This window comes from Paraburkholderia sp. BL18I3N2, assembly GCF_003001875.1.
Classification (GTDB): Bacteria; Pseudomonadota; Gammaproteobacteria; order Burkholderiales; family Burkholderiaceae; genus Paraburkholderia; species Paraburkholderia phytofirmans.
In genome coordinates, this window is sequence record NZ_PVNC01000005.1 from 273234 (window position 1) to 294002 (window position 20769).

Annotated in this window: 20 protein-coding genes and 1 tRNA gene; 15 read left to right on the top strand and 6 right to left on the bottom strand. The window is 64.4% G+C overall.

Features of this window, described 5'->3' with window-relative positions:
• Nucleotides 1–141 precede the first annotated feature (141 nt).
• The 9 genes from B0G75_RS16710 to B0G75_RS16750 all read left to right on the top strand — a co-directional run bounded on the left by B0G75_RS16710 (nt 142) and on the right by B0G75_RS16750 (nt 8529).
• Complete coding sequence (locus B0G75_RS16710; protein ID WP_106307487.1) at nt 142–1209, top strand: ABC transporter substrate-binding protein; 1068 nt, start codon at nt 142–144, stop codon at nt 1207–1209.
• A gap of 57 nt (nt 1210–1266) precedes the next feature.
• Entirely contained in the window at nt 1267–2346 is a 1080-nt protein-coding gene (locus B0G75_RS16715) for an ABC transporter ATP-binding protein (protein ID WP_106307490.1), read from the top strand.
• Nucleotides 2333–3205 (top strand): ABC transporter permease, encoded by an 873-nt coding sequence (locus tag B0G75_RS16720; RefSeq protein ID WP_106307493.1) that lies wholly within the window; start codon nt 2333–2335, stop codon nt 3203–3205. Before B0G75_RS16715 ends, B0G75_RS16720 begins: the two co-directional genes overlap by 14 nt.
• A gap of 16 nt (nt 3206–3221) precedes the next feature.
• Nucleotides 3222–4019, top strand: a complete 798-nt coding sequence (locus tag B0G75_RS16725) for an ABC transporter permease (protein WP_106307496.1) — start codon at nt 3222–3224, stop codon at nt 4017–4019.
• Entirely contained in the window at nt 4016–5152 is a 1137-nt protein-coding gene (locus B0G75_RS16730) for an FAD-binding oxidoreductase (RefSeq protein WP_106307499.1), read from the top strand. Before B0G75_RS16725 ends, B0G75_RS16730 begins: the two co-directional genes overlap by 4 nt.
• 7 nt (nt 5153–5159) lie before the next feature.
• Entirely contained in the window at nt 5160–5540 is a 381-nt protein-coding gene (locus B0G75_RS16735; RefSeq protein ID WP_106307502.1) for a (2Fe-2S)-binding protein, read from the top strand.
• On the top strand, nt 5530–6936 hold the full coding sequence (locus B0G75_RS16740; RefSeq protein WP_106307505.1) for an NAD(P)/FAD-dependent oxidoreductase: 1407 nt from the start codon (nt 5530–5532) through the stop codon (nt 6934–6936). The genes B0G75_RS16735 and B0G75_RS16740 overlap by 11 nt, the downstream gene beginning before the upstream one ends.
• Nucleotides 6929–8101: an FAD-binding oxidoreductase gene (locus B0G75_RS16745; RefSeq protein ID WP_106307508.1), complete on the top strand. Its 1173-nt coding sequence runs from the start codon at nt 6929–6931 to the stop codon at nt 8099–8101. Before B0G75_RS16740 ends, B0G75_RS16745 begins: the two co-directional genes overlap by 8 nt.
• A 74-nt stretch (nt 8102–8175) precedes the next feature.
• Nucleotides 8176–8529, top strand: a complete 354-nt coding sequence (locus B0G75_RS16750) for a RidA family protein (RefSeq protein WP_106307511.1) — start codon at nt 8176–8178, stop codon at nt 8527–8529.
• An 87-nt stretch (nt 8530–8616) separates the two neighbouring features.
• On the opposite strand, the gene B0G75_RS16755 is transcribed toward B0G75_RS16750, so the two are convergent.
• Nucleotides 8617–9321, bottom strand: a complete 705-nt coding sequence (locus B0G75_RS16755) for an SDR family NAD(P)-dependent oxidoreductase (RefSeq protein WP_106307514.1) — start codon at nt 9319–9321, stop codon at nt 8617–8619.
• Between the two features lie 196 nt (nt 9322–9517).
• Here B0G75_RS16755 and B0G75_RS16760 point away from each other — a divergent pair, with 196 nt between their 5' ends.
• Nucleotides 9518–10426 (top strand): LysR family transcriptional regulator, encoded by a 909-nt coding sequence (locus B0G75_RS16760; protein ID WP_106307517.1) that lies wholly within the window; start codon nt 9518–9520, stop codon nt 10424–10426.
• Between the two features lie 119 nt (nt 10427–10545).
• Here B0G75_RS16760 and B0G75_RS16765 read toward each other — a convergent pair whose 3' ends face one another.
• On the bottom strand, nt 10546–11676 hold the full coding sequence (locus tag B0G75_RS16765; protein WP_106307520.1) for an MBL fold metallo-hydrolase: 1131 nt from the start codon (nt 11674–11676) through the stop codon (nt 10546–10548).
• Between the two features lie 85 nt (nt 11677–11761).
• Here B0G75_RS16765 and B0G75_RS16770 point away from each other — a divergent pair, with 85 nt between their 5' ends.
• From B0G75_RS16770 to hpnR, 3 genes are all read left to right on the top strand, one after another.
• On the top strand, nt 11762–12376 hold the full coding sequence (locus tag B0G75_RS16770) for a TetR/AcrR family transcriptional regulator (RefSeq protein WP_106307523.1): 615 nt from the start codon (nt 11762–11764) through the stop codon (nt 12374–12376).
• A gap of 96 nt (nt 12377–12472) precedes the next feature.
• Nucleotides 12473–13120 carry an ureidoglycolate lyase gene (locus tag B0G75_RS16775; RefSeq protein ID WP_106307526.1) on the top strand — a complete coding sequence of 216 codons (648 nt, stop codon included), beginning with the start codon at nt 12473–12475 and terminating at the stop codon, nt 13118–13120.
• A gap of 165 nt (nt 13121–13285) precedes the next feature.
• Nucleotides 13286–14824, top strand: a complete 1539-nt coding sequence (gene hpnR, locus B0G75_RS16780; RefSeq protein WP_106307529.1) for a hopanoid C-3 methylase HpnR — start codon at nt 13286–13288, stop codon at nt 14822–14824.
• Between the two features lie 120 nt (nt 14825–14944).
• Here the strand turns inward: hpnR and B0G75_RS16785 are convergent.
• Nucleotides 14945–15031: transfer RNA gene (locus B0G75_RS16785), tRNA-Leu, on the bottom strand.
• A 387-nt stretch (nt 15032–15418) separates the two neighbouring features.
• On the opposite strand from B0G75_RS16785, the gene B0G75_RS16790 reads away from it, so the two are divergent.
• Nucleotides 15419–16243, top strand: a complete 825-nt coding sequence (locus B0G75_RS16790) for a squalene/phytoene synthase family protein (protein ID WP_106307533.1) — start codon at nt 15419–15421, stop codon at nt 16241–16243.
• 49 nt (nt 16244–16292) lie between these two features.
• On the opposite strand, the gene B0G75_RS16795 is transcribed toward B0G75_RS16790, so the two are convergent.
• The 3 genes from B0G75_RS16795 to B0G75_RS41375 form a co-directional block, all read right to left on the bottom strand.
• On the bottom strand, nt 16293–17543 hold the full coding sequence (locus B0G75_RS16795) for a DUF1501 domain-containing protein (protein ID WP_106307536.1): 1251 nt from the start codon (nt 17541–17543) through the stop codon (nt 16293–16295).
• A gap of 92 nt (nt 17544–17635) precedes the next feature.
• Nucleotides 17636–19270: a DUF1800 family protein gene (locus tag B0G75_RS16800; RefSeq protein WP_106307539.1), complete on the bottom strand. Its 1635-nt coding sequence runs from the start codon at nt 19268–19270 to the stop codon at nt 17636–17638.
• Nucleotides 19271–19456: 186 nt separating this feature from the next.
• Nucleotides 19457–19786, bottom strand: coding sequence for a hypothetical protein (locus tag B0G75_RS41375; protein WP_106307542.1), 330 nt, complete (start codon nt 19784–19786; stop codon nt 19457–19459).
• A gap of 229 nt (nt 19787–20015) precedes the next feature.
• Here B0G75_RS41375 and ompR point away from each other — a divergent pair, with 229 nt between their 5' ends.
• Nucleotides 20016–20750: a two-component system response regulator OmpR gene (gene ompR / locus B0G75_RS16810; protein WP_006048917.1), complete on the top strand. Its 735-nt coding sequence runs from the start codon at nt 20016–20018 to the stop codon at nt 20748–20750.
• Nucleotides 20751–20769 lie beyond the last annotated feature (19 nt).

The following is a 20769-nucleotide window of genomic DNA, read 5'->3' on the forward strand; positions in this document are numbered from 1 at the left end:
ACGACGCCCTTCGATCCATATCATCCATGCATGGATAGGTATTTTATTCGTATTGGACGGCATGACCAGCCGGCGCGACACTGCATTTCAACGACCGGCAGCGAAGCCCGCGTCCCCACACCGGAACTGGAGATCGTCGTCATGAAACGAGCGTTGCATCGCCGCCTGTCCGCCTCGTCCCACCCCGCCATCGCGGCGCTTCTGGCCGCTTCCGCCCTCGCCGCTCCGCTCCTCGCGCAGGCCGACACCACGCTCTATGTCGCCAATGTCGGCGGCTCGAACGAGCAGCTCTACCGGCAGAAAATCATCCCGCCGTTCGAGAAGGCGCATCACGTCAAGATCGTCTACGTCGCGGGCAATTCGAGCGATACGCTCGCCAAGCTGCAGGCGCAGAAGGGCCATCAGCAGATCAACGTCGCCGTCATGGACGACGGTCCGATGTACCAGGCGATGCAGCTCAACCTGTGCGCGAAGCTCGACGACGCGCCCGTGATGCAAGACGTCTACCCGCTCGCCAGGCTCGGCCCGAGCGCGATCGGCGTCGGCATGGTGGCGACCGGCATCGGTTACAACGAGGAGGCCTTCAAAAAGGCCGGCCTGCCGCCGCCCGACTCGTGGAAGGCGCTCACCGACAGCCGCATCAAGGGCAAACTCGGCGTGCCGCCGATCACCAACACCTATGGTCTGCATACGCTCGTGATGCTCGCGCGTCTTTCCGGCGGCGGCGAGAAGAACATCGATCCCGGCTTCGCCGCAATGACCAGACAGGTCGCGCCGAATGTGCTGTCCTGGGCCCCGACGCCCGGCGAGATGGATGGCCAGATGCAGTCCGGCGACGTGATCCTCGCGCCGTACGGCAGCGGGCGCGCCGTCGCCTTGCAGAACACCGGCTTCCCGCTCAAGTTCATTTACCCGAAGGAAGGCGCGGTGGCGTTGCAGGTGGCCGCCTGCGCGATCGCGGAGAACGCGCAGCCGCAGTTGTCGCAACAGTTCGTGCAATACCTGTTGAGCCCGGAAGTGCAGGTGTTGCAGGCGCAAGGCATCGGTCTGGGTCCGGTCAACAAGACCGTCAAGCTCACGCCTGAGATCGCCGCCCGCGTGCCCTACGGTCCCGAGCAGATCTCGAAGCTGACGGCGATGGACTGGGCCACCATCAACCAGCATCGCACCGAGTGGACTGAGCGTTGGAACCGTTCGGTCGAACGCTGAAGTGCGGCACCAGCACGTTCCTCGCGCGACGCGCGATCTGATGAAGGAGCGAGGCACATGGCCTTCCTGACTCTGCAAGGCATCTCGAAACGCTACGGCGATTTCACGGCGATCGAACAGCTCGATCTTGCCGTCGAACGCGGTGAACTGCTCTCGCTGCTCGGACCGTCCGGCTGCGGCAAGACCACCACGCTGCAAATGGTCGCGGGCTTTATCACGCCGACCACGGGCCGGATTCTGCTCGACGGCCGCGACATCACCAACGAGCGTCCCGAGAAGCGCGGCATCGGCGTGGTGTTCCAGAGCTATGCGCTGTTTCCGCACATGACGGTGGCGGGCAACGTCGGCTTCGGGCTGGAGATGCGCAAGGTCAGGCGCAAGGAGCGCGACGAGCGCGTCGCCGAAGCGCTTTCCCTCGTGCGCCTGAAAGGCCTCGGCCACCGCTATCCGAAGGAACTGTCGGGCGGCCAGCGTCAGCGCGTGGCGATTGCGCGTGCCATCGCCATGCAGCCGGAATTGCTGCTGCTCGACGAGCCGATGTCGAACCTCGATGCCAAGCTGCGTGAAGAGATGCACATCGAACTGCGCGCGATCCAGAAGCGCCTCGGCATCACGACGATACTCGTCACGCACGATCAGGTCGAAGCGATGACCATGAGCGACCGCATCGCGGTGATGCATCGCGGCGTCATTGCGCAACTGAGCACGCCGTATGACGCGTACGAGCGTCCCGCCACGCCGTTCGCCTCGACGTTTCTCGGGCGCACCAACGCGTTTTCCGGCGAAGTGCTGCGGCGCAACCCGCGCTGCGCGGAAGTCGCCGTCGCGGGCACGACGCTGCATGTGCCGCACGAAGGCCGTCATGTGGACGGCACGGTGAACGTCTATATCCGCCCGGAAAAGGTTCATCTGGCCAATGGCGATGCCCGCCTGCGCGGGCGCATCGCGACGCGCGTGTTCGTCGGCAATCAATGGCTGCTCGAAGTGGACACCGAACTCGGCAAGTTGCGCATCGCGCAACCGAATCACGGCGCGCCGCCGCCGGAAGAAGGTCACGAAGTCGGCCTTGCATGGACCGACGACGACCTGCGCGTGCTCACGCAAGACAATCAGGAGAGCGCTCATGGCCACGCTTGACGACGCCCGTCCCGGCGCCGCCCCGTGGCTGCTGTCAGGGCCCGCGCTGCTGCTGTTCGTCGGTTTGCTGCTGGTGCCGCTGCTGCTCACGCTGATGCTGTCGCTCCGCGTGTTCAGCGACACGGCCGGCGTCACCGCCGCCTATACGCTCGCGAACTACTGGGAAGTCGTCAGCGATCCGTACTACGGCACGATCTTTGTGCGCACCGCCGGGCTCGCTTTCGCCGTCACGCTGCTGTCCATCGTGCTCGGCGTGCCGGAGACCATCGTGCTCGCGCGCATGAAACGGCCGTGGCAATCGCTGTGTCTGCTGGTCGTGCTCGGCCCGCTGCTCATCTCCGTGGTGGTGCGCACGCTCGGCTGGCAGATTCTGCTCGGCAACAACGGCGTGCTGAACAACGTGCTCCAGGCACTGCATGTGACCGACGAACCCATCCGCCTCGTCTTCACGATGACCGGCATGATCATCGCGCTCACGCATGTGCTGGTGCCCTTCATGGTGATGTCGGTCTGGGCGACCATGCAGAAACTCGACCCGCAAGTGGAATGGGCCGGCCGCTCGCTCGGCGGCTCGCCGTTCGCGGTATTCCGCCGCGTGGTGCTGCCGCAAATCATGCCGGGCGTGCTGTCGGGCTCGATCATCGTGTTCGCCTTGTCGGCATCGGCGTTCGCCACGCCGGCGCTGATCGGCGGCCGGCGCCTCAAGGTGGTCGCCACCGCCGCCTACGACGAGTTTCTCGGCACGCTGAACTGGCCGCTCGGCGCCAGCATCGCCGTGCTGCTGCTGATCGCCAACGTGGCGATCGTGATGGGCTGCAGCCGCCTCGCCGAGCGCCGCTTTCAGCACATCTTCGATTGAGCGGGAGACAGCGATCATGAAACAGAACGGCATTCTCGGGCTCGTCTACAACGCGTTCTTTCTGACCTTCATCCTCGCGCCGCTCGCGGTGGTGATGCTGGTGGCCTTCACCGACAAGGGCTTCATCTCGATGCCTTTCGATGGCGCGTCGCTGCGCTGGTTTCGCGCGATCATCGAGAACGGCGACATCGTCGCGGCCTTCTGGCTGTCGGTGCGGCTCGCGTTCGCGGCGGCGAGCATCGGCGTGCTGCTCGCGGTGCCCGCCGCGCTGGCGATCGCGCGTTATCGTTTTCCGGGCCGCGCCGCGCTCACCAGCTTCTTCCTCTCGCCGATGATGATTCCCGCGGTCGTGCTCGGCATCGCGTTCCTGCGCTTTCTGTCGCTGCTGCATCTGTCGGGATCGTTCTGGTCGCTGGTCTGCGCGCACGTGATCATCGTGCTGCCGTATGCGTTGCGCCTCGCGCTGTCGTCGGCCGTCGGGCTCGATCGCGATGCCGAACGCGCCGCGCTTTCCTGTGGCGCGAGCCGCTTCACCGCGTTTCGCCGCGTGGTCCTGCCGATGATCCGCACCGGCGTGGCCGGCGGCTGGGTGCTCTCGTTCATCCAGAGTTTCGACGAACTGACCATGACCATCTTCGTCGCGACACCGGGCACGACCACGCTGCCCGTCGCCATGTACAACCAGATCGCGCAGACGATCGATCCGCTGGTCGCTTCAGTGTCGGCGGTGCTGATCGTCGGCACGGTCCTTCTGATGATCCTGCTCGACCGCATGGTCGGACTGGATCGCATTCTGATCGGAGAAACCCGATGACATTGACAAGCACCGATAGCCCCGACGTGCTGGTGCTCGGCGGCGGCCTGGTCGGTTCGGCCGTGGCCTACGGACTCGCCCGCGAAGGCGCGCGCGTGACCGTGCTCGACGAGGACGACGGCGGCTTGCGCGCGTCGCGCGGAAATTTCGGCCTCGTCTGGATTCAGGGCAAGGGCTATGGCCTGTCGCCGTATGCGCGCTGGTCGCGCAGTTCGGCCACGCGCTGGCCGGGACTCGCGCAAGCGCTGCAGAACGAAACCGGCGTGGACGTGGCGTTGCGCCAGCCGGGCGGCTTCCACTTCTGCTTCAACGACGGCGAACTCGCCGAACGCGAGAAACGCCTCTCGACGCTGCAAGCGGAGCTCGGCGATTACCCCTACCAGATGCTCGACGCCGCCGAAGTCCGCGCGCGCATTCCGCAAATCGGCCCTGCGGTGATCGGCGCGAGCTATTCGCCGATGGACGGCCACGTGAATCCGCTCAAGCTGCTGCGCGGTCTGCATACCGCCATGCAGGCGCGGGGCGTGCGGCTCGTGTCGGGCGAACGCGCGGAGCGCATCGAGCCGCAGGCGCAGGGCTTCGTCGTGCACGGAAAGCGCGGCACTTATCGCGCGGCGCGCGTCGTGCTCGCCGCGGGACTCGGCAATCGCGCGCTCGCGCCGTTCGTCGGACTCGACGCACCGGTCGCACCGAATCGCGGGCAGGTGCTGGTGAGCGAACGCGTCGCGCGCTTTCTCGACTATCCGACGCTCAACGTGCGCCAGACCGATGAGGGCAGCGTGCAGTTCGGCGATTCGATGGAAGAAGTCGGCTTCAACGATTTCACGACCACGCACGTGCTGGCCGACATCGCCCGGCGCGGCGTGCGCGCCTTCCCGATGCTGCAGCATGTGCGGCTCGTGCGCATGTGGGCCGCGTTGCGTGTCTATAGCCCGGACGGTTTTCCGATCTACGACCACTCCGAGGCGCACCCTGGCGCGTTCGTCGTCACCTGCCATAGCGGCGTGACGCTGGCGGCCGCGCATGCGCTGCGCGTCGCGCCGTGGATCATGGGCGCGCCGACGCCCGACGAACTGCCCCACTTTTCCGCGCGCCGCTTCGAGCACGCCCGTGAACTGACTCCCGCTCATTGAATCCGACATGACTACCCAATCGACTCATTCGCTTTTCAAGCCGCTGCCGGGCGCGCAAGGCGCGGCTGCCACGCAGGTCGCCATCTGGTTCAACGACCGGCCGCTGTCCGCGCCGGGCGGCTGCTCGGTCGCGGCGGCCCTGCTTGCGGCAGGCGTATCGCGGTTTCGCGCGACGCCCGTCTCCGGCGCGCCGCGCGCGCCCTTCTGCATGATGGGCGCGTGCTTCGACTGCCTCGTCGAGATCGACGGCATGCCGAGCCGCCAGGCCTGCATGGTCGAGGTCACAGCCGGCATGAGCATCCGCTCGCAGGAAGGCGCGCGCGATCTGCCGCCCTGCGGCGCGACTGCCGCGACCGACGCACCGCTGGAGAGCGCCCATGACCGCTGATTTCGCTTCCGAAGCCGTCGACGTCGTCGTAATCGGAGCCGGCCCAGCCGGCATGAGCGCGGCGACGCGCGCGGCGCGTGCGGGCCTCACAACCGTGCTGATCGACGAACAGGACGCCGCGGGCGGCCAGATCTATCGCGCCATCGGCCGCGCCGATGCGCGCCGCAAGGAGATTCTCGGGCCGGACTACGCGGCGGGCACCGCCATCGCCGAAGCGTTCGCCGCCTCGGGCGCGCGGCATCTGACCCATGCGACCGTGTGGCAGGTCACGCGCGAGCGCGGCGTCAATTATCTGAAGGACGGCAAGATCGGCAGCTTCGACGCGCAACGCGTGATTCTCGCCAGTGGCGCGCTCGAGCGGCCCTTTCCGATTCCCGGCTGGACGCTGCCCGGCGTATTGACGGCGGGCGCGGCGCAGATCCTCTTGAAGAGCGCGGGCGAAGTGCCTGCCGCGCCGCCGGTGCTCGCGGGCTGCGGACCGCTGCTGTATCTGCTCGGCTGGCAATACGTGCGCGCCGGCGTGCCGATCCGCGCGCTGGTCGATACCACGCGTCATGAAGACCGCTGGCGCGCGAAGCGTCATATGCTGGCGGCGCTGCGCGCGTGGCCGTTCCTGAGCAAAGGCTTGCAGCTGATCCGCACGCTGCGCGACGCGAACGTGCCGATCTTCGAGGCCGCCGACAATCTGCGCGTGGAGTCGCGCATCGGCACGGATCATGTCGAGCGTGCCGCCGCCTTGCACTTCACGACACAAGGCACGGCGCATCGTCTCGAAGCCGACGTGATCCTGCTGCATCAGGGCGTCGTGCCGAACACGCAATTCACCCAGGCGCTGCGCGCCGCGCACCGCTGGGACGATGCGCAACTGTGCTTCACCCCGAAAGTCGATGTGTGGGGAGAACTGGACGTGCCCGGCATCTTCGTCGCGGGCGATGGCGCGGGCATCGGCGGCGCGCAGGCGGCCGCCTTGCAGGGCACGCTCGCGGGTCTCGCGGCGGCCGCGCAGCTCGGCGCGCTCACGGCCGAGGCGCGCGATGCCGAAGCCGTTTCGCAGCGCCGCGCGCTCGCGGCCGTCATGCGTATCCGGCCATTTCTCGATAGCCTGTACCGTCCGCGCGACATCAACCGCATTCCGCGCGACGAAACCATCGTCTGCCGTTGCGAGGAAGTGACCGCGGGCGAGCTGCGCAAGTTCGTCGAGCTCGGCTGTGTCGGACCGAATCAGGCGAAGTCGTTCGGACGCTGCGGCATGGGCCCGTGTCAGGGACGCATGTGCGGTCTCACGGTGACCGAAGTCATTGCCGATGCGCGCCGCGTCTCGCCCGCGGAAGTCGGCTATTACCGCGTCCGTCCGCCGATCAAGCCGCTCACGCTCGGAGAGCTCGCCGGTGAGTGACACGACCGACATCCAGCAAGCCGATGTCCTCGTGATCGGCGGCGGGCTGCACGGCACGAGCAGCGCGTTCCATCTGGCGCGGCGCGGCTTGAAGGTCATCGTGCTCGAAGCCGATTATGTGGCGCGCCATGCGTCGGGCGTGAACGCGGGCGGCGTGCGCACGCTGGGCCGCCCCTTGCCCGAAATTCCGCTCGCGCTGATGTCGCGCGAAATCTGGCACGGCATGAGCGAGCTGCTCGGCGAGAACGGCGGCTTCGTTGCGTCCGGTCAGTTGAAGATCGCCGAAACGAATGACGAACTCGACGCGTGCCGGCAGCGCGTCGCGCTGCTCGAATCGCATGGATTCACGCACGAGAAGGTGATCGACCGCGAGACCGTGCTCGGACTCGAACCGGCGCTTGCGCCGCATGTCACCGGCGGCATCTGGGTCGAGCACGACGGTTACGCGCTGCCTTATCGAACCACCACGGCCTTTCGGCTCGCCGCACAGCGGCTCGGTGCGCGTTTTCTGGAAGGCACGCCGGTGCGCCGCATCGAGCAACGCGGCACGAGATGGTTCGCCGTCACGCCGCACGGCGCGTTCAGCGCAAGCCAGTTGCTCGTCACCGCGGGCGCATGGTCCGGCGAGTTGGCCAAACAGGTCGGCGAAAGCGTGCCGGTGCATCCCGAAGGTTTGATGCTGATGGTCACGCAGCGCGTGGCGCCCTTCTGTCGCGCAACACTCGGGGCAACAGGCCGGCCGTTGTCCTTCAAACAGTTCGATAACGGCACGGTGGTGATCGGCGGCAAGCTGATCGGCTTTGCCGACGTGGCGAATCGTCACGGCGAAGTCGATTTTGCCCGCCTCGTGCGCAGCGCGCGAACCGTGACCGATCTGTTTCCTCATCTGCGCCATCTCGGCGTGAACCGCGCGTGGGCCGGTGTCGAAGCTTTTACGGAAGATGAACTGCCGGTCATTTCCGCGAGCCGCAAGGCGGCGAATCTGTATTACTCGTTCGCCTATTGCGGCAGCGGTTTTCAGCTCGGACCGGGTTGCGGCAAGCTCGTGTCCGAACTGATGCTGGACGGTAAGCCGTCGCTTTCGCTCGATGCGTTTGCCGTCGATCGTTTTGGCCGCGCGGCAGCGGCTTCCCGCCCTGGCGCTTCGCATCTCGTTGCGCACTAACCGATTTTTTCCGTCGCGCCCTTCAGTCGATGCGCGCGGCGGCTTCGTTCGCCTTTTCAAATGGAGAGATTGTCATGACCGATATCGTTCGTATCGAAACCAACCAGCGTATGAGCCGCGTCGTCAAAGCCGGCGGCCTCGTGTTCGTCGGCGGCCAGACTTCTGCCGATCACAGCCCTGATGTGAAACTCCAGACCGCGAAGGTGCTGGAAAAGATCGACGGCTATCTGGAGAAGGCCGGCATCGACAAGACGCGCCTCGTCTCCGCGCAAGTCTGGCTCGCGGACATTGGCCGCGATTTCGCGGGCATGAACGAAGTGTGGGATGCGTGGGTGCCGCAAGGTCACGCACCGGCGCGCGCGACGGTGCAAGCGAAGCTTGCCGCGCCCGAGTTGCTCGTCGAGATCGCGGTCGTGGCACTGGGTTGAGTGACGCGGTTAGCGCGTCCGCGCAGTGCTGATCTCGGCGTGCCGACATGCCTCGCCGCCCAATCCATGAGGTTGGCGAGCGGCCCGTCACCAAGGTACCGGCCGTCCGAGATAGTCGAGGTAATGCAAGCCCGCGCGCCCTTCATAAGCCTCGATCGTATCGACGAGGTTCGGAATGCTTTCTTCGATGGTCAAGCGCGCCGTGGGGCCACCCATGTCTGTCCGGACCCATCCGGGCGCCATCAGCAAAAGGCTCCGCGGATAGGCGGCGCTGCGAGCCGCGAAAGTGCGCATGAACATATTCAGTGCGGCCTTGCTCCCTCTGTAAACTTCATAGTTCGCGTTAGTGGCATTGGTGATACTGCCTTGGCCCGACGACATGACACCGATCGTTCCAGTCGGCGGGACAAGGTCCTGAAACGCCTCGACGACTCTCATCGGACTCAGCGAATTCGTTACCATCACGCGCACAAATTCGTCGGTCGAGACGTCCGCTAACGTTTCACGATCGTCGTTCTTCACGCCGGCATTCACGAAAAGCACATCTATACGACGCCCTTCAAGACGGGCGCGCAGCGCCGCGATCTGCTCTGGAATCGTGACATCGACAGTGTCTACCTCGAGCGCGCCAGCGAAGGCTTCCGCTAGATGCCGAAGCTTTTCTGTCGAAGCAGCTCGCCCGGTGGCGATCACTCGGCAGCCGCGCTTCAAAAACTCCTCGACCATCGCGAGGCCAAGGCCGCGCGAGGCGCCGACGAGGAGAACGGTTTTTTGTGAAGGTGTGTCTTGCATTGGCATCCTCGATAAACAAAGCCGCTCTCGAACCTGGAAGTATCGGGAGCGATTCTTTCCGGTCACTTTGCGGGTCACTTTCGGGTCATTCACGCAAACCAATGTAGCGGTTCATCAGGGACGGCGGAAGCCGCACTGAATGCAACTAATATATGCGTCGGACGCCCTACCTCACCCTGCTTACTGCGATCACGCGATGCCAGAACCCGACCTCAATCTACTTTTCGCGCTCGATGCGTTGCTGACCGAGAAAAACGTCACACGTGCCGCTCGATCGTTGCATCTCAGTGCGTCCGCAATGAGCCGCACGCTGACTCGCCTTCGTGCTGCGACCGGCGATCCACTGCTCGTCCGGGCGGGGCGCAACATGGTGCTGACTCCGCATGCCGAGGAGATTCGTGAGCAAACACAAAACATCGTTCTTGAGGCGCGCTCGCTGCTGTGTCCGTCGTCGGCGGCAGCAGATTTTTCAACGCTGCGCAGAACCCTTAGGATTCGTGCCAACGAAGCTTTCGTGGAAGCCTTCGGCGCGCCATTGATCGCTGAAGTGACCGCGGCTGCGCCGCTCGTGCGTCTGCACTTTTCCTCGAAAGCGGAAAAGAGTGCGGAGTATCTGCGAAATGGTTCGGCCGATCTCGAGATTGGCGTGCTGGAGGAAATGGGACCTGAAATACGCGTGCGCGCGTTGTTTCGAGACCGCTATGTTGGCGTGGTCAGAAAGGGGCATCCGCTGGAAACGGAACAGGACGTGACTATCGCGCAATATGCTGCGTTCGGCCACGTAGTCGCGCCGCACGGTCGCCAGATAATTGATGCACTTGACGCCGCGATTGCCTTGCCAGGATTGGAACGAACGACCGTGGCGGTCGTGCCGAGTTTTCCGGCCGCGTTGGCGGTGGCGCGAGCGTCCGATCTGGTTGCGCTCCTGCCCGCATCTTTCGTCACTGCGCAGCAGAGCGAGTCCGTCCACTCTTTTGAGCTTCCCGTCGCAACTGACGCCTTTACGATTTCCCAGATGTGGCATCCCCGTTTAGAGAATGATCCGGTTCATCGCTGGTTTCGGCAGTTGGTGCTCGATGTGTGTCGTCGGCAGGTGCCGTTCTGAACGCAACTCGGGTTCCGTTCAGAACGGCACGCCAGCGCCTTGTTCGACACGAATCCAACTCGTGCGCGACCGACAACAGCAGGTGAGCGCGGCCTCAGGCAGGCGGCGCTCACAAAAGATCACGAAGATTCGGCGTCTCCGGCATTGCGCGCACCACACAGGCGCCATGCGGCCTTTGGTGCAGCGACGGTCTCGCCGACGTGGCGCCACCAGCGTTCGCCGCGATGCGGCGCGTTCAGATCCAGCCGTTCGCCCATGCGTGGCGTCGACAGCGCGACACCGCGCGCGAGGGCGAGCGCCATCACCCTTTCGAACGGCTCCTGCCAGCGGTGCATGGCGAGGTCGAAGGTGCCGTTGTGGATCGGCACGAGCCAACGGCCGCGCAGATCGATGTGCGTCTGCACGGTTTCTTCGGGCTGCATGTGAACGTATGGCCACTGCGCGTCGTAGGCGCCCGTCTCGACCAGCGTGACGTCGAACGGCCCAAGCCGCTCGCCGATCGTCCTGAAACCATCGAAGTAGCCCGTGTCTCCGCTGAAGAACACGCGCAGATCATCGTCGACGATCACCCACGACGCCCATAACGTGCTGTTGCCATCGAACAGGCTGCGGCCGGAAAAGTGCTGCGCGGGCGCAGCGGTGAATTGCACACCGTCTACCTCGGTGCCCTGCCACCAGTCGAACTGCCGCACCTTCGACGCGTCGATGCCCCATTCGATCAGCCGGTCGCCGACGCCGAGCGGCGTCAGAAACACGCCGGTGGTCTCCGCGAGCGCGAGCACCGTTTCACGGTCCAGGTGATCGTAGTGATCGTGCGACAGGATCACGCCGCGCAACGGCGGCAAATCGGCGAGCGCGATCGGCGGCGCATGGAAGCGCTTCGGGCCGAGATGCCGGAACGGCGAGGCTCGTTCGGCGAACACCGGATCGGTCAGCCAGAACTGGCCGCGCAGCTTGAGCAGCATCGTCGAATGGCCGAGCCGGTAGAGGCTGCGGTCGGGCGCCGCATCGAGCTGCGCGCGCGTCAGCGCATCGACGGGCAAAGCCTCGGCCGGCACGGTGCCGCTCGGCTTGTTGAGCAACACATTCCACGCAATGCCGAGCGTCTTGCGCAGGCCTTCAGTGGGACGCGGCTTGACGTTGCGAAAGCGTTCGCCGTCATGCTGCGGCGAGGTGCTGGACAACGCGCGACCGCGACGCGCGGCGGTCAAGCCGAGCACGCGGCTCACAAGAGCGGGAAGCGACGTCATGAGGTAGGCCGTCCATAGAAAAATGTACACTCGACAGTGTAGTTTATTTTCGATAAAAGTAAACTGCCCGGTGTAAAATCTATCGATGGATCCGAGCACCACTCACCAACGCCTGACTGACCGCAAGCGCGTCGCCATCGTCGGCGCCGCGATCGAGGAATTCCTCGCGGCCGGTTACGACGCGACCAGCATGGACCGTATCGCCGCCCGCGCGAACGTCTCGAAACGCACGGTCTACAACCATTTCCCCAGCAAGGAAGCGCTGTTCGCGGCGATTCTCCATCAGCTGTGGGACGCGAGCCAGAGCGGCGATGCGCCCGCGTACAGCGCCGACCAGCCATTGCGCGCGCAGTTGCTCGACCTGTTGGGCCGCAAGCTGCGGCTGCTGAACGACGAGTCCTTCCTGGCGCTGGCGCGTGTGGCGATCGCGGCCGGCATCCATTCGCCGGAGCGAGCGCGAGACATGGTCGCCCGACTCGGCGAACGTGAGGAAGACCTGACCGTGTGGATCCGGGCGGCCGCCGCCGACGGCCGTCTCAAGACCGACGATCCGCTCTTCGCGGCGCTGCAGATGCAGGCGCTGGTGAAGGCCTTCGCCTTCTGGCCGCAGGTGACGATGGGCCAGGCGCCGCTCGGCGAACGGGAGCAAAAGCAGGTCGCTGAATCGGCCGCTGACATGTTCCTCGCACGTTATGCATGAGCGGACCGCCGTGCTGCTCTCATGGGCATAAGGGTCGGCCAAACGGCTTGTTCGAGCGTCTACAATCGATAATTTCGACTCTTTCACATTGCGCCGATGTCCCAAAAGATCGACTACCTCAACCCCGCCCTTCCCTCCGGCCTGCGGCGCGTGTCGATGCCCGTGGTCGACGCGACCCCGGCCACGCTTGACGGATTTGGCCGGCTCGTGGCGGACCCGAGCGAATGCCCGATCGAGATCGTGCAGTGGCCGGCGATGGGCTCGCGGCCTATCGACCCGGGAACCGGCGATGAGGCCGGCACCACCGAAGGCACGTTCGTGAGCGAATGGCGCGGGGACATTCTCTACGGCCGCAACGAGGCCGTGGGCGGTCACTACGTTCTTGCGTACGCAACCGAGCCTGAGGCCGCTCGCGACGACAACGCCCGCGCACCGGAACGGATGTTGCTGTGGCACGCGAACTACCATCCGGATGGCGGCCAACTGTTCTTTCCGCTGGACCATCGCCCGTTCTATGTTCCCCTGGCCTTGCCCGGCGACGACATCGCGCCGGATAAGTTCGTGTGCTTCCGCTTCGACGGAAAGCAAGGGCTCTACATCCATCCGAACATCTGGCATGAAGGGGTGTTCAGTCTCGAAGGGACGCAGCGGTTCTTCGACAAGCAGGGCGCCGTCCATGCGCGGGTCTCGGTCGACTTTGCCCGTGAGTTCGGTTGTCTTCTCGAGGCGCCGATCGACCTGTAGCGACAGGAAGCACGTCCCGGCAACGGGCAGTAGAATCGCAGGATGCCGCGCGCGTTGACGTCGCCAGGACGCATGCCGCGGCAGCCAACCGTATCAAGGATTTCTGCAGGAAAGCCCGGCGCGCGCCGACAGGTTTGGACGCGCCCTTTCTGCCGAGGAGATCTCATGAAGGTGCTCGCCGTACATCCCAGCGGCCTGATGTACACCCGCGTGTTCCTGCGGCTCGAACCGCTCGGCCTGGAGACGGTCGCGGCCGTACTCCGCGCGGCTGGGCACGAGGTCCGGTTGCTCGACCTGCAAGTCGAAGCGCACCGCGATCTGGAGCGTCTGGTGCGCAAATGGCGTCCTGATGCCGTCTGTTTTTCCGGCAACTACCTCGCCAATATTCCCGAAATCATCGACCTCTCGAAAGCGATCAAGGCGCAATGGCCTGACTGCTTCGTGTTCGTGGGCGGACACAGCGCGTCGTTCACCGCAGCCGATATGCTCAAGCACGCCGATGGCGCGATCGACTGCGTGCTGAAAGGCGAAGGCGAGGCGAAGGTCGCCGAACTCCTCGACGCCGTCACGCGCCACGCGGATCTGCTTTCGATACCGGGCGTCGTGACGCGCGCCGGCGAAGGACCGCTGCCGGGCTTCGCCGAAAGCCTCGATCAGGTTCGTCCCGCGCGCGATCTGTTGCGGCATCGGCGCAAATATTTCATCGGCGTGCTGGATCCGTGTGCGTCGATCGAATTCGCGCGCGGCTGCCCGTGGGATTGCACGTTCTGCAGCGCGTGGACATTCTACGGACGCAGCTATCGCTCACGCAGCCCCGCAGTGATCGCCGACGAACTGGCGTCGATTCGCGAGCCGGGCGTCTTTATCGTCGACGACGTCGCCTTCGTGCACGCGGATCACGGCATGGCGATCGGCCGAGAAATCGAGCGCCGCGGCATACGCAAAAAGTACTACCTCGAGACACGCGGCGATGTGCTGTTGCGTAACAAGGAGGTCTTCCAATACTGGCGCCGGCTGGGCCTGCAATACATGTTTATAGGCATGGAGGCGATCGATGCGGAAGGGCTCAAGGCATTTCGCAAGCGCATCGATCTCGACAAGAACTTCGAGGCGCTCGAATTCGCGCGCTCGCTCGGCATCACCGTCGCGATCAATCTGATCGCCGATCCCGATTGGGACCATGATCGCTTCGAAGCGATCAGGCAATGGTGTCTGGAGATTCCCGAGATCGTCAACATCAGCGTGAACACACCTTATCCGGGCACGGAAATCTGGTTGCGCGAACATCGCCAGTTGACCAGCCTCGACTACCGGCTCTACGACATCCAGCACGCCGTGCTGCCGACGAAATTGCCCTTGCCCGAGTTCTATCGCGAACTGGTGCGCACACAGCAGGTGCTCAACCGCAAGCACCTTGGCTGGAGCGCACTGCGCGGCGCGGCGAGCGAAGCGGCGCAGCTGCTGATGCGCGGGCAAACCAACTTTGTGCGGATGTTGTGGCGCTTCAACTCGGTGTTCAACCCGAACCTGCAATTGAACGACCACGCGCGCGAAGTCCGGTATGCAATGACGCCGCCTGCCGCACCGGTCGAACACGCCAATGTGAAGGTGCTTTATGTGCACGGGCCGGCGGGACGCAAGGGACGCAAGCTCGACGATGCAACGGAGAGCTTCGTGGATGAAACTCGCATGGGTGCGGGTTGACCTGCGCTGAAGCGGTGAAGGCGCAGCGCTTGCGGCACGCGGTGCAGTTGTCACAGCGAGTGTCGACGCTGCAGATGTAGAAAAGGCCACGTTCCTTTTGGGAACGCGGCCTTATTTCTTTGGTGCGTGAGGCCGGACTCGAACCGGCACACCATTTCTGGCGTCAGGACCTAAACCTGGTGCGTCTACCAATTTCGCCACTCACGCGAATTTTTACTGCAGGCAGGACCGCTACGGTTTCGCTCGCGATACAGCTCGCGGCAATACCAGCAACAGCCCTTATTCTACGCGGGTTCCAATGACTTCAGCCCTGGCGCCGCCCGGTGGAGCGTCAAGCCTGAAACAGGTGCGCGCACCTGTTTCGCCGCCCGCGCAGGCAGGCATGACACGATGCGCCCGCCTGTTGTCCCGCGTGCCGTCAGCCGCGCCAAAAACACGCGCCCGAAAGCGTAAGCGCGAGATTCTAACCGATTGATTCGCGCTTGTCTGCATTTGCCCGGCATCTGTGCGGGCGGCGCCGATGCTACAATTTTTGGCTTGTTGCACGCACGTCGTGCTCCCTCTTCGCCTGCCCTTCCCCACATTCCCAATCCCGTGAATTTCGACGAATATTGCCAGCAGAAAGCGGCGCCGCCCGGATCGAGTACTTACTATGCGCTTCGGCAGGCGCCCGCAGCGAGCCAGCCGCTGTTGACCGCGCTGTTCGCGCTGCGCCGCGAGTTCGAGGAAACGGTCAAGGAGACCAGCGATCCGGCCATCGGCCGCACGAAACTCGCGTGGTGGCAAAACGAGCTCGCCGCGCTGGCTGCGGACACGCCGTCGCATCCGGTGTCCAAGGCGTTGGCCGCCTACCTGCCCGATGTGAAGGCCGAGTACCCGATGCTGCAGGCGTTGCTCGCCAGCTTCGAGATGGATCTCGACCAGGCGCGCTACCTCGACTATCCGAATCTGCGGCGCTATGTGCAAGGCGTCGGCGGCACGTTCGCGTCGCTGGTCGCGCGCGCCACGGCGAAAGATGTCGCGCAGGCGTCGAACTGGTCCGCGGCGCTCGGCGAGGCGCTGCTGCTCGCGCAATTCGTGGTCGAAACGGGCAATGACGCGCGCCACGGCCGCATCTATATTCCCATCGACGAAATGCAGCGCTTCAATGTGACCGCCGCGGATCTGATCAATCGAAAATATAGCGACGCGTTCACCGAATTGATGCGCTTCGAGACCAGGCGCGCCCGCGACGCGCTGCAGACCGCGCTCGGCGCCGTGCCCGCCGGCGAGCGCCGCACGCAGCGCACGCTCGTCGCGCAAGCTGCATTGGCGTTGGCCTTGCTGGATGAAATCGAACGTGACGGCTATCACGTTCTGCATCAGCGCATCGCATTGACGCCGATTCGCAAGCTTTGGATCGCGTGGCGCGCGAAGTGAACTGAACTACCGGCGCGTCGGCTTCACGCGAGGCGCGTTCAGCACGTCGTCAGACGCGTAACAACGGCAGCGGTTCGAACCGCTGCTGCAGGATCGTCGACGCGTCGAGTCCCCACCAAGGCCCGAGCACGGTGGCATAAAGCTGCCGGAAATCGACGCCGACCGGCAAGTTGCCATTGCCGTCGAGCCGCGCCAGCACCGGCGGCACGCCATATAGGCCGCCGCGCACGCGTCCGCCGATGACGAAATGCGGCGCCACGGTGCCGTGGTCGGTGCCGTTGCTCTGATTCTCACGCGGACGCCGGCCGAACTCGGCATACGTCATCACCAACGTATCGTCCCAGCGGCCAAGTTCGGCGAGCGCCGACTTCATCGACATCAATCCTTCCGCGAACTGCTTGAGCAGCGCCGCCTGCTGACCAGGCTGATTCTGATGCGTGTCGAAACCGTTCAGCGTGAGGCGGATCACCGCGACGCCGGCGCCTCGCCGCGCTTGCGCTTGTTCTTGCTGCGCGTTGCGCGAAGACGCTGCTTTTGGAACTTCGCCCGCCGCCAGCACCTGCATCGCCGTTCTGATCGAACTGCCGAACGCGCCGCCTGGAAACAGGGTCTTCAACGGCGCCTGACCTTGCGCGGGACGCAGCCGGTCGGCGGCTTTCACAATGTCGTTTTCGACGTCGAGAATATGCGCCAACTCGGGATTGCGCTCGTGCAGCGATACGGATGTGGCAAGCCGCGAAGCCTTGACGAACTGCGCCGGATTGACCAGCGCGATCGCGCGCGCGCCGTTCGCTAGCGGTCCCATCTCCGCGCTGCCGATTACCACACCGTCGGCGGCAAAACCGGCGGGCACCGGCGTCTGCGCAAACGCGCGCGTCAGCCACCCCTCGCGCAAATACTGGTCGGAACGCGACGCGGTGTCCCAGATCTCGATCGAGCGGAAGTGTGACAGGTTCGGTTGCGCATAGCTCACGCCCTGCACGATCGCCAGTTGCTGGTCACGCCACAGCGGCATCAACGCTTGCAAGGACGGATGCAGCGCGGTGCGCTCGTCGAGTTGAATGGCCTGCTCGCGTTTGATGCCGATGTTCTTGCGCAACTGGTAGTACGTGGGGTCGGCAAAGGGAATCACGGTATTCAAGCCGTCGTTGCCGCCCTTCAGTTCGACGAGAATCAACAGGTTGTCGTAGCCGCGCGCCGAAGATGCGCCCGGCGCCGCCATCGGCGCGCCGAATGCGCGGGGCAGCCAAAGTGTCGCGCTCGCGGCCGCGCTCATCGAAAGAAAGCTGCGTCGTTTCATCCTGCACCTCGTTCGATCGTCGCAGCGCGAGTCGTATCGCCGTCGACAGACATATTCTTTTTAGCTGCGTGGCGCGTGCTTATTTCACCGGCTCACTTCAATTGATACGCCGGGTCCATCAGCAATGCCTCCAGATACGCACTCGCGGTCGAACCGGTTTCGATCGCGTCGACCGGCGTGAGCGGCAGGACTGCATGCTGCAACTGCAACTCGGCCGACAGCCCCGGCCTGGCGGTCGGCGCGGTGTTGTAGTGCGCGAGCCATGTCGCGATGTCGAAGCGTACGCCGCCTTTGCCGCCTTGATCGGCTCGCGTCATCGTGCGCTGCAGCGTGGGAGCCGTCTGCATCTCGGGCATCGTGCCACTCGCCGCGACATTTGCGTTCATCGGATTGGTCATGCGCCGCGGACCGGCGGCCTCGGTCGCGCGAAACAGTTGCTCGACGAATTGCTTGCGGGCGAGCAGCGTGGAACTGTTGATCCATGTCGTGCCGCCCGGCCATCCTTTGACGTTCGGCGGGTAGAACAGGTTCTCGCCGAGCGTGCGGATTTGCGAGGCGAACGGCGCAGTGTTGTCATAGCCGATGTCGAACGCGCGCAGCGTGCCGACCACGAACTCCGCCGGCGACTTGACGAGGACGCCGCGATTGCCGTCGTCCCAGAACGCGTCGCTCAGGAAGACGCCGCGCAACGCGACCTTGATATCGTAGTGGCTTGCGCGAAAGCGCGCCGCGATCGGTTCGATGCGCGCAAGGTCCGGCGTATCCGAGACGAACTCGCGCCAGAGCTTGGTCGTCACGAACGTGGCCGTTTCCGGCCGCGCGAGCAGGATATCGAGCACCTGATCGCCGTCGAACGGCCCTGTCTCGCCGAGCACGGTCTTCTCGCCGTCGTCGTGCTGAGTGGCGCGCCACACATAGGCCTGCGTGTCCGGATCGAGGCTCCAGCCCGTATATGCGCGCGCGGCCTCCGACACGTCGCGCTGCGTGTAGTGCCCTTCGCCGAGCGTGAACAGCTCCATCACTTCACGGGCGAAATTTTCATTGGGCTTGCCCTTGCGATTGCTTGCGCCGTCGAGGTATTGCAGCATCGCCGGATCTTTCGCGACGTCGTGCAATAGCTCGCCGAAGTTACCGAGCGCGTCGCGCCGCAACAGCATGTTCTGCAGCGCCATCTGCTGCGGATACGGCACCTTGTCCTGACCCGAGGTGAAGTGGTTATGCCAGAACAGCGTCATGCGCTCGGTGAGCGGCGACGGCGTGGTCAACATCTCGCGCACGCACCACGCGCGTAATAATTCGTAACGCCGCGCGCGCAGTCGCTGCTCCTCGCGGCGTTGATCGTCGGTCCACGTCTTCTTCGTCTCTCGTGTCGGGATCGGTTCGAGCACCCAGCCGGGTAGCGGCGTGAGCGCCTCGGTCCGCGCGCTCGCGAGTACTTTATCGACGGCCTGCGCTCGCGTGAGTCCAACGTATTGCGCGAGCTCAGCGCTATCCGGCGCGAAGCCGACGCGCGTCAGAAAGAAGCGCGCATCGTCGGCATCGAGGATGCTCTGTTCACGCTCCGAAGCTGCATGCTCATCGGCGGTCGGCGCAACGGGCTTGACGTGCGGAACATGAGCCGCGCCCGGTTGCACTGCGGCGGCGGGCCCACTCCATGTCATCACCGCCAGGGCAATCGCCGATGCTACAAACTTGCGGCCACAACTATCACGCGTGTGCAATTTCATCGTCGGTCATCAAGGTTGGCGCGATCTGATGGAAGGGGCATTGGCGCGTGCCGTGATTGCATCGCGCGCTTCGCTCTGACGACTTAACGGCAGATTGAACGGGGAAGTGGACAGGAGAAGTGCAACGAATTCTTTCACGCAGGCGAGAAACGTGAACCGCGTGCCGAGGGGCTGGCACGATAATAGCTACCGCTTATAGAGTTCGCGGACGGCGTCTTCAATGTGCTGCCGCAACAGACGCCGTTCGTCGGGCGTCATATGGCCATCGCGACGACGTTGATCAAGATCGGGGGGAACTGCGGTGCGCAACATGACGTCTGATGCGGGCTGCTGGGTGTTCGGGTCGTGGCGGTTAGCCTTGCCCTGCCTGGGCGCGCGCGCGCCGCGCTCGCTCGCAACTCTATCGGCGGAAGGCTGGGCATGGGCGAGCGTTGGTCCTAGTGAGCCTGCAAGCGTACCGGCTACCGCCAGTGCAATCACGCTCAGGCGCACATTCGGCCAAACCCCTCCCTTCATGTTGTTCCCTTCGTGGCGCGGCAACCGGCTACCTCAAATGCGTATACAAACCCCGGTAACGAGCCGGGTGCGAGAGTTTTAGTCGTGTGAAGTATCCACCGAACAGCCGCATTCAGTAAAGGAGTCTACCTGCCCCCGCTTTACGTCGTGCCACAGTGCGGGTAAATTTTGTAACTGACTGTAACCCGTTAAATGATGCAAACGCGCACCACTTTCTAATCGCGCTAAGATGCCGACCATGGAAACCAAAAACCCTTCGAAAATCCTCGTCGTCGATGACGATCCGCGCCTGCGCGATCTGCTGCGCCGCTACCTCGGTGAACAGGGCTTCAACGTCTATGTCGCCGAGAATGCGCCGTCCATGAACAAGCTCTGGGTGCGTGAGCGCTTCGATCTGCTGGTGCTCGATCTGATGCTGCCGGGCGAAGACGGTCTGTCGATCTGCCGCCGCCTGCGCGGCAGCAACGACCGTACGCCGATCATCATGCTGACGGCCAAGGGTGAAGACGTCGACCGGATCGTCGGTCTGGAAATGGGCGCCGACGACTATCTGCCCAAGCCGTTCAATCCGCGCGAGCTGGTCGCGCGCATCCACGCGGTGCTGCGCCGCCAGTCGCCGTCGGAGTTGCCGGGCGCGCCGTCCGAAACCACCGAGGTGTTCGAGTTCGGCGAGTTCGCGTTGAATCTCGCCACCCGCACGCTCACCAAGGCCGGCCAGGAAATTCCGCTGACCACGGGCGAGTTCTCGGTGCTCAAGGTGTTCGCGCGTCATCCGCGCCAGCCGCTGTCGCGTGAAAAGCTGATGGAGCTCGCACGCGGCCGTGAGTACGAAGTGTTCGACCGCAGCCTGGACGTGCAGATCTCGCGCCTGCGCAAGCTGATCGAACCCGATCCGGGCAGCCCGCGTTTCATCCAGACCGTCTGGGGTCTGGGCTACGTGTTCATCCCCGACGGTGCAGCCTGAGTTTGTTCTCACCTCCAGC

What these genes read in the sequence shown, in the direction of transcription:
- B0G75_RS16715 (WP_106307490.1), top strand. Translation starts at nt 1,267, where the DNA reads ATGGCCTTCCTGACTCTGCAAGGCATCTCGAAACGCTACGGCGATTTC.
- B0G75_RS16770 (WP_106307523.1), top strand. Translation starts at nt 11,762, where the DNA reads ATGGATCCGAGCACCACTCACCAACGCCTGACTGACCGCAAGCGCGTC.
- B0G75_RS16775 (WP_106307526.1), top strand. Translation starts at nt 12,473, where the DNA reads ATGTCCCAAAAGATCGACTACCTCAACCCCGCCCTTCCCTCCGGCCTG.
- ompR (WP_006048917.1), top strand. Translation starts at nt 20,016, where the DNA reads ATGCCGACCATGGAAACCAAAAACCCTTCGAAAATCCTCGTCGTCGAT.
- B0G75_RS16720 (WP_106307493.1), top strand. Translation starts at nt 2,333, where the DNA reads ATGGCCACGCTTGACGACGCCCGTCCCGGCGCCGCCCCGTGGCTGCTG.
- B0G75_RS16760 (WP_106307517.1), top strand. Translation starts at nt 9,518, where the DNA reads ATGCCAGAACCCGACCTCAATCTACTTTTCGCGCTCGATGCGTTGCTG.
- B0G75_RS16755 (WP_106307514.1), bottom strand. Translation starts at nt 9,321, where the DNA reads ATGCAAGACACACCTTCACAAAAAACCGTTCTCCTCGTCGGCGCCTCG.
- B0G75_RS16795 (WP_106307536.1), bottom strand. Translation starts at nt 17,543, where the DNA reads ATGAAACGACGCAGCTTTCTTTCGATGAGCGCGGCCGCGAGCGCGACA.
- B0G75_RS16765 (WP_106307520.1), bottom strand. Translation starts at nt 11,676, where the DNA reads ATGACGTCGCTTCCCGCTCTTGTGAGCCGCGTGCTCGGCTTGACCGCC.
- B0G75_RS16725 (WP_106307496.1), top strand. Translation starts at nt 3,222, where the DNA reads ATGAAACAGAACGGCATTCTCGGGCTCGTCTACAACGCGTTCTTTCTG.
- B0G75_RS16740 (WP_106307505.1), top strand. Translation starts at nt 5,530, where the DNA reads ATGACCGCTGATTTCGCTTCCGAAGCCGTCGACGTCGTCGTAATCGGA.
- B0G75_RS16735 (WP_106307502.1), top strand. Translation starts at nt 5,160, where the DNA reads ATGACTACCCAATCGACTCATTCGCTTTTCAAGCCGCTGCCGGGCGCG.
- B0G75_RS16750 (WP_106307511.1), top strand. Translation starts at nt 8,176, where the DNA reads ATGACCGATATCGTTCGTATCGAAACCAACCAGCGTATGAGCCGCGTC.
- B0G75_RS16730 (WP_106307499.1), top strand. Translation starts at nt 4,016, where the DNA reads ATGACATTGACAAGCACCGATAGCCCCGACGTGCTGGTGCTCGGCGGC.
- B0G75_RS41375 (WP_106307542.1), bottom strand. Translation starts at nt 19,786, where the DNA reads ATGAAGGGAGGGGTTTGGCCGAATGTGCGCCTGAGCGTGATTGCACTG.
- hpnR (WP_106307529.1), top strand. Translation starts at nt 13,286, where the DNA reads ATGAAGGTGCTCGCCGTACATCCCAGCGGCCTGATGTACACCCGCGTG.
- B0G75_RS16800 (WP_106307539.1), bottom strand. Translation starts at nt 19,270, where the DNA reads ATGAAATTGCACACGCGTGATAGTTGTGGCCGCAAGTTTGTAGCATCG.
- B0G75_RS16710 (WP_106307487.1), top strand. Translation starts at nt 142, where the DNA reads ATGAAACGAGCGTTGCATCGCCGCCTGTCCGCCTCGTCCCACCCCGCC.